Below are 8388 nucleotides of genomic sequence, written 5' to 3'. Positions count from 1 at the left end.
CAAAGATCATTTGCTTCAAGTGTAACTTTCTAATCATAATCTATCTGACTAGTAAAGTCAACAACTTTTTTTATTTTGTTTTCATCGCTTGTTTGCGACAACAGATATTAATATACCACGATAACTTTATAGAGTCAACGTTTTTTTAAAGGTAATTTATTTATCTGAAAGGTGCTCTTAAAAGGCACAAGAGATAGAATACCAATCTATTAAACTAAAGTCAACAAAAAAAGAGATGCCGAAGCATCTCTTTTTTTGTTTCTTCTATTATCCTGCCAAAAAGACGAAATATAAGATAAAGATAATAAACATTCCGTACATAATTGGATGGATATCTTTTGCTTTCCCTTTAACGATCATTGTAATTGGATAGAAGATAAAGCCTACTGCAATACCTGTGGCAATACTGTATGTTAACGGCATTGCAATAATAGTAAGAAAAGCAGGAACAGCAATCTCAAAACGGTTCCAGTCTATTTTTCCAAGGGATGAAACCATCAATATTCCTACTATTATTAATGCAGGTGCTGTAACAGGTGCAGTGATGACACCGAGCAGCGGCGAGAAAAATAACGCAAGCAAGAACAGACCGGCCGTCACAACAGATGCAAATCCTGTTCTCGCACCTGCAGCTACACCTGCAGAAGATTCAATGTAAGAAGTCGTAGTTGATGTACCTAAGATAGAACCGATAACAGTTGCTGCTGAATCCGCGAATAGCGCTTTACCAGCTCGAGGCAATTTATTTTCTTTAATTAGGCCAGCTTGATTAGCTACGGCAACAAGCGTACCTGCTGTATCAAAGAAATCTGCAAATAGGAAGGTTAAGATAACAACCAGCATTTGAATCGTGAACAGCTGATCCAGATTTTGAAAAGCTGCACCGAATGTCGGTTCTAAACTTGGAACAGCACCTACTATTTCAGTAGGAACATCAATCAATTGAACAATCATCCCGACAATCGCTGTGATGATCATTCCATAAAAAATTCCCCCGTTAATGCGTCTAACCATAAAGATGACAGTGATGAAAACTCCGAAAATAGCAAGCAATGCATTTCCATCTTTTAAATTCCCAAGTCCTACTAGTACTGCGTCATTGTTAGTAATAATGCCCGCATTCTGAAAACCTACGAATGTAATAAATAATCCGATACCCGCACCAACCGCGTGTTTCAATTCTTCCGGAATGGAGTTGATAATCTTTTCACGAATTCCCGATAGAGTTAAAGCAATAAAAAATACTCCTGATACTAAAACCCCTGATAAAGCAGTCTGCCAAGGAATACCCATCGTAAGAACAACTGTAAAAGCGAAGAAAGCATTTAATCCCATACCCGGAGCAAGCGCAATCGGATATCTGGCTATCAGCCCCATCAGCAGAGACCCAATTGCAGCAGCAAGTGCAGTTGCTGTGAATACCGCACCCTGATCCATTCTAAGTTCATTAGGGAAATCAGGCACAGACGCAAGAGATAGTGTCAGCGGATTGACAAATAAGATATAAGCCATGGACAGGAAGGTTGTTAACCCTCCAATAAACTCGCGGCGGTAATTCGTGCCCAGCTCCTCAAACTGAAAATACTTCTTCATCTAAAATCCTCCCAATATCTTAAACGCCGTTATAAGCAGGTGGCCCGCAAAAAGATAGAATAAGTGCAAAAAACGCTCCCTGCTAACGGGAGCGCCTGACGACAATGATATTAGATAGGACGGGTTCATGAAATAGATCACGGATTCCCAATCTTATATAATACCTCGTAGTCAAGCTCTTTACGGTAGCTTGGTAGAAACTTTTGGGCCATATCCCCAACTTTATACGACGTATTTAGACAATTTTTGTGTACCTTCATCTTAACAGCATAGGTATAAAGTCGTCAATAAAAAAACGAACATTTAATTAAAAATGTTCGTTTTCGTTCGTCTATTCCCACTCAATTGTTGCTGGCGGCTTGCTCGTGATGTCGTAAACTACACGGTTAATATGTTTTACTTCATTCACGATACGTGTTGAGATGATCTCAAGTACTTCCCATGGAATGCGCGCCCAGTCAGACGTCATCCCGTCAATTGAAGTGACCGCACGGATGCCGATAGTATAATCATATGTTCTTGCATCACCCATAACGCCTACACTGCGGATGTCAGGAAGAACCGTAAAGTATTGCCATATGTCTCTTTCAAGTCCTGCCTTAGCAATTTCATCACGTAAGATTGCATCTGATTCACGAACAATCTCAAGCTTTTCTTCGGAAATTGCTCCTAATACACGGATTCCAAGTCCCGGTCCAGGGAAAGGCTGACGCCATACGATTTCATCAGGAATTCCAAGCTCAGACCCAAGTGCACGCACTTCATCTTTAAAGAGAGTATTCAAAGGCTCAATTAATTTAAACTGCATGTCCTCTGGAAGTCCGCCTACATTGTGATGAGATTTAATCGTTTGAGCTGTAGCCGTGCCGCTTTCGATAATATCTGTATAAAGAGTTCCTTGAGCCAGAAACTCAATACCTTGAAGTTTTGTTGCTTCATCATCAAATACGTAGATGAACTCATTGCCGATGATTTTACGTTTTTGCTCAGGATCAGAAACTCCGTGCAGTTTTTCCATGAAACGCTCTTTTGCATCAACTTTAATGACATTCATATTGAAACCTTCACTGAATGTTTTCATAACACCCTCTGCTTCATCTTTACGAAGAAGACCGTGATCAACAAAGATACATGTCAGCTGATCTCCGATTGCTTTGTGAATAAGCACTGCCACTACAGAAGAATCGACTCCTCCGCTTAATGCACAAAGAACTTGCTTGTCGCCGACCTGCTCGCGGATTTTCTGAAGCTCCATTTCAATGAAGTTTTCCATTGACCATTCTTCTGAACAGCCGCAAACTCCGAATACAAAGTTTTTCAGCATATCCGTTCCGAATTCTGAATGGCGTACTTCAGGATGGAACTGCACTCCGTAAAGACGTCGCTCTTCATTGCTGATTGCAGCAAACGGACATGCCGGGCTTGTCGCATCTACGATAAAATCGTTTGGAATATCAGCTACTAAATCACCATGGCTCATCCATACAATCTGCTGTTTTGGCAGATCAGCAAACAATGCTGTTTCTGTTTGAACGTTTAAAGTCGCTTTTCCGTATTCACGATGATTGGCAGCTTCTACTTTTCCGCCCAGGTAATGTGTCATCAATTGCATGCCGTAGCAAATGCCGAACACTGGAATACCAAGGTCGAAAATTCTTTCGTCACAGCGGAAAGCCTGTTCGCCGTACACACTGTTTGGTCCTCCAGATAAAATGATTCCTTTAGGATTCATCTTTGTGATTTCTTCAGCTGTAAGTGTATGCGGATGAAGCTCACTGTATACACCAAGCTCACGAATCCTGCGGGTAATTAATTGATTATACTGACTTCCAAAATCCAACACTAAAACCATTTCATCTTGCATGTTTATCACGGGTGGTCACCTCATTCGAAAGATATCCTCCTTAATGAATAAAGAGGGGTCAGGCGTCAGACACTGATGCATCTTGTGCTTATTAAGAAAAGCGCAAGCGCCCGTTTAGCTCCGACAGACAGATAAGGATCCGCCAGTAAAGGCGCTTTTTGCCAATACTTTCGGAGCCGTTCTGGCCGAGGAGTTGGGCGATGGAGCTAGACATCGAAGTGCAAAATTTTATACTTTCTTATCTCTTAAAAAAAGCTAGAACTATGCCTTCAATCCAAAAAGAAAAGAAGGCAGAATTCTAGCTTTTACACTCGTCTATTCTGCCTTCATAGTCAGATTATTTGCGGCAATCCGGTAGAGACTCTCGAACCATATTATCGAGGATATATGAAGGATAAGTATTATTAATTTTCCCTATTCTAACAATGTCCTGTCATTCGGTCAAGATGATATCTTTTTAATTAAATTTTCCCACAATTCCTTTGATTTTATCCACTCTTCTTTTGAATTATCACCGCGGTAGAGAGATTTCTCATAACTGGCTGTCAGCCTGGTCATATCCCTCACTTCAAAAAAGGAGTCAACATACCTTGCATAATCCCTGAGTGTTTGACCTTCCTGACGTTTCAATCCATAGCGCTCCAGCTGCTTTAACAGTGCGACATATGCATCACCATACACTCTTTCGTCTTTTCGGTGCTTATAGGTATATAAAATCACATATGGCATCCATTTCAATCTTGTTTTATATAAGACAAAGAGAATCAGCGCAGCTGCTACAAGGATTAAATAGAAGGGCGTACTCCCGATTTGGATGGAAAATAGCCATGAACTGCTGTTTGAGCTGCTTGACTGCGACGTATCGTTCTCTTTAGGGACAGACTCTCTCTCAGGCTGGGATTGTTCCGGCGTTTCCGTTTCTGAAGTCTCCTCTGAATCTAAATTAAATGTAAAATCATATGGATTTGAAAAGCTTTTGGTAGGTTCAAACGGCACCCAGCCGATTCCGCTGAAGTAAACCTCTACCCAGGAATGGGCATTATTGTTCGTTATCTTGTACTCTTTCTGATTCCCGCCAAGGTTTTGGACAAACGCTCCGTCAGAATACCCTTTTACCCACCGAGCGGGAATATCTGCAGCCCGCAGTAAAACAATCATTGAGGTTGAAAAGTTATCACAATATCCTTTGAATGTTTCAAAAAGGAATTGATCCACGTAATCCTCTTCCCCCATCGGTACAGCAACATCAGTTGTTTCATAAGTAAACTGCGATCCTCCGAGGTAGGTTTCAATGGATTTTGCTTTATCATAGTAATTTTCGTTATCAGATGTTAATTCCAGTGCCAAATCGCGGACCCGCTGCGGAAGTTCATCAGGCAGCTGAGTATAACGGGCGCGAATATCCTCTGGCACCCCATCATTTGATGAAACATTCCTGAGCTCATCAATTTTAAAGTCCGGAAACTCATAGGCTGCCTTGTAGGATCCAGGCGAAAAGTTTCCTCTGTTCTCAGCCATGCGCGGAGTCATGAGCTCAGTTATAGGATTTACGTCTATTACAGAATCTCCGGGAAGGGTGACGGACTTAATTCCAGCAGGATAAATGACATGGTTATATCGGTATCGATTGTCGATCTCTACACTTGCTGTCAGCGGAACTGTGTCTACTCCTTCTTCCGTTGATAAAATGGTGATATTCTCAGGATCCATCTGAACAGAATCAGCATCAGGATCTGTTACATCCCAGCCTTTTCCCGTGTAGACATCCTTTGTTTCCACTCTCCAGTAATGACGGTCCTCGGCAACGGCAGTAAAAACAGGAGTATCATCTGGGACAAAAGCTCCGCCAAGCTGTTCGTCATTCGGGCCATACCCAATTTTGTTAACTGTGCCTTTCGGACCTTCCTCCTGACTCCCATATGCCGTCAAATATGGAACAGGATCAGGCCATTGCGGTTCAGCCTTTGGTGCGAGAAACCCGACAAGAACAGCACAGCCGATTAAAGCGGAAAGCGGCAGCACCCACTTCACTGTCATATAACGCTCCCTCTTAATCCTTTCAAGAATCTTGATTCTTTCCAAATAAAGCAGTCCGATCAGCACAAAGCCAATGACGACAATTCTTACAATGGCAAAGCTTGCATCGTACTCCGTAAATGTATCAAGCACAGTCACATAGACAATCGTAATGATAAAAAAGAACATGATGCGCTTTTGAAAGATGATCCAGTAATTAATCAGGTACACAAGCAGCCATAAAAGGACAAAGAACAGCAGCGTACGGAATGGAGAGGAAATATCCATCCATCTTGCCTCCATCATTAAGGCTGCGTTATTCCTAATATCTCCCAAAAACGATCCCAACCATGCAGGACTGAAAAAAGATCCCTCAAAAAACAAAAGATGCTGAACAAACAAAATGTATAAGGTTTTCACTAGAGCCCCTATATACCAGCTTGTCTTAATGGATATGAATAAGAAGCTGAGGCCAATAAACAGGACAAACACTGCGGTATTCCCTGTTTCCGTGAAATCCTGAAGCGGCCTCAGCCATTCCCACAGCAGCAGGAAAGCAAAGCCATAGTAGATGTAGGCTGATGTCTGTTTTTCAAAGTTTTCACTCACAGTGTACTCACCTCTTTGAATGCATCTTCAAATCTGCCCGCACTAACTGCTTTTATCCTAATTCTCCGTTTCATTAGCCGTTCCATCATCACTTTTTCTTCGCTTGAGATCCGGTCTCTTTCTTTTTTTATCAGGAACACAAATGTTGAGTGATTCCGGCTTCCGATCAGTTCAAGCTTTCTGACTAAATCGAGTGATAAGCATGCCGTTACAAGCAAGGGCGTCACATTTTTTGATTGCCAAGCCGGCAGTTCGCTTTCCGTTACATCTGCAAATGACCGGCCGCTGTCACAATCGACTTTTGCCAGGTGATAGTAAATCTGCTGCAAGTGCTGTTCTGTTTCCTGCAGGTTAAACACCGTTTTTTCCCGGCCGGCAGATACAAAGCCTATCTTGGCCCCGCTTTTTATAATCGCTCGTGCAAGCGAGGCTGAAAACGTGACGATTTCTTCAAACGTCTCAGACTTTACCCGGTCCATCATCACCACGACATCATGACTTTGCATTTGTTCAAATTCTTTTGTCATGATACGGTCCCTTCTTGCTGTTGCCTTCCAGTCAATCCAGGAAAAACGGTCGCCAGGCTGATACTCCCTTATCCCGATCGCCATTGTGGTATCCTGCCAGAATTTCGCTTTAGAATTGGTTGCCCCCTGCTCAAACTGCTTCTCATGCTGACGGTAAGTCAAGTCTACTGAATGAGGATAAACGAGGAAATATTTTTCGGCTTCAAATGTCAGCTCTTTATCGATCAGGCCAAACAAATCTCCTGTTCGGACCCGCACTTGTGTGAATCTGTGCTCGCCCCTTGGCATCCGCTTCAATTCATATTGCATGGTGATCGTTTTTTTAAACCATGGAAATAAAAGCTTCTTCGGTTCTTTCATTAATTTCTGCTCTGACAGCTTCTCAGGCAGAATGTCTTCTACTATTAAATAGAACAAAGGAAAAGGCACGTTCCTTTTAATCGTGATTGTTCCAACTAACTGTTCCCCTACTGAAAATTGCTCCTGATTAATGGACCGTGTTACTTGAAACGTTCTGATTGGGTAAATAGCAATCAACAGTGAGTAAATGGATATCGGCAGAAAACTGTAGAATAAAAACCAGCTCACAAATCCCCCCTGAAACATGGCATAGGCATATGTGACCACCGTAAAGAACAAAAGGCTCACAAGCTTCCAGACATAGCGGATTTTAAGAAAAAAGAATTTCATTAACGGCTCATCGACCTTTGCACCGGCACAGAAGTTCTTGAAATGATTTCAGAGAGCAGTTGTTCAGCAGACTTCCCTTCATATTTCGCTTCTGATTTTAAAATCATCCGGTGAGGAAGCGTATAAGGGGCAAGATACTGGATATCGTCCGGAATCACATAGTCACGGCCATACAGGAAGGCATAGGCTTGAGCGGATTTCATAAGGGCGATGGATCCGCGGGGACTTGCTCCTAAGTAGACGGAAGGATGTTTGCGCGTCTTAGTGACCAGCTCGACAATATATCGTTTCACTGTCTCATCTACATAGACTGACTGAATTTCTTTTTGAAGCTCGACTAATTCTTCTTTAGTAATGACTGAGTGGATATGATGGATGGGTCTTTCTTTTTCTGCGAGGTTCAAAATTTCAAGCTCTTCTCCAGGAGTGGGATAGCCCATTCTGATTTTGAAAAGAAAACGGTCAAGCTGGGCTTCCGGCAGCGGATAAGTGCCTTCGTATTCAATTGGATTCTGCGTAGCCATAACAAAGAACGGACGCCCGAGTGATTTCGTTACACCATCAACCGTCACATTTGCTTCTTCCATTCCTTCTAAAAGCGCCGATTGGGTTTTAGGCGACGTGCGGTTAATTTCATCCGCAAGGACAATATTCCCCATAATTGGACCAGGCCGGTATTCAAATTCGAGTGTTTTCGGATTATAAATAGAAACCCCTGTGACATCAGACGGCAATAAATCAGGAGTGAACTGGATTCGTTTAAAATCTGCTCCCACCGATTTGGCAAGAGACCTGACCATCATGGTTTTACCGACGCCAGGGACATCTTCAAGCAAAACGTGGCCCTCAGCCAATATAGCAACAAGACTGAGCACGGCAACATCCCGTTTGCCTACCATGACGAGTTCTATATTTTCAATCACTTTACCGAGTTTAGGATGCATCATTTCATTTTGAGCCATTCTATTCCTCCTAGAACAAGTTATCGATAAGTTGCTTAACTATAATAGTGTTCTAAACGAAGTGACAAATTCCTGTTTATTTTTACATATTTAATCTTTTCTTAACAAACCCGAAAAGCGGAGCCGA

General features: G+C 42.3%; 5 protein-coding genes and 2 riboswitches. All 5 genes read right to left on the bottom strand.

Translation table 11 applies throughout. The features are described 5' to 3' along the window. Window positions 1–267: 267 nt before the first annotated feature. The gene (locus ABEQ24_RS22720; RefSeq protein WP_430008876.1) at window positions 268–1593 is read right to left on the bottom strand and encodes an NCS2 family permease; all 1326 of its coding nucleotides are present in this window, start codon (window positions 1591–1593) and stop codon (window positions 268–270) included. 148 nt (window positions 1594–1741) lie between these two features. Continuing rightward, a riboswitch (purine riboswitch) is annotated at window positions 1742–1843 on the bottom strand. 81 nt (window positions 1844–1924) lie between these two features. Beyond that, on the bottom strand, window positions 1925–3457 hold the full coding sequence (gene guaA / locus ABEQ24_RS22715; RefSeq protein ID WP_430008877.1) for a glutamine-hydrolyzing GMP synthase: 1533 nt from the start codon (window positions 3455–3457) through the stop codon (window positions 1925–1927). A gap of 309 nt (window positions 3458–3766) precedes the next feature. After that, window positions 3767–3868, bottom strand: a riboswitch (purine riboswitch). A 30-nt stretch (window positions 3869–3898) separates the two neighbouring features. Next, window positions 3899–6082, bottom strand: a complete 2184-nt coding sequence (locus ABEQ24_RS22710) for a transglutaminase TgpA family protein (protein WP_430008875.1) — start codon at window positions 6080–6082, stop codon at window positions 3899–3901. Beyond that, window positions 6079–7197 (bottom strand): DUF58 domain-containing protein, encoded by a 1119-nt coding sequence (locus ABEQ24_RS22705; protein ID WP_430008874.1) that lies wholly within the window; start codon window positions 7195–7197, stop codon window positions 6079–6081. Before ABEQ24_RS22705 ends, ABEQ24_RS22710 begins: the two co-directional genes overlap by 4 nt. Window positions 7198–7298: 101 nt before the next feature. Continuing rightward, window positions 7299–8261, bottom strand: a complete 963-nt coding sequence (locus ABEQ24_RS22700; protein WP_430008873.1) for an AAA family ATPase — start codon at window positions 8259–8261, stop codon at window positions 7299–7301. Window positions 8262–8388: the final 127 nt, after the last annotated feature.

Origin of the sequence: Metabacillus idriensis (genome assembly GCF_050483325.1) — a bacterium.
GTDB classification, from domain to species: domain Bacteria; phylum Bacillota; class Bacilli; order Bacillales; family Bacillaceae; genus Bacillus_P; species Bacillus_P idriensis_A.
Note: the sequence above shows the minus strand (reverse complement) of the source record. Positions and strands in the feature narration are given on the sequence as shown.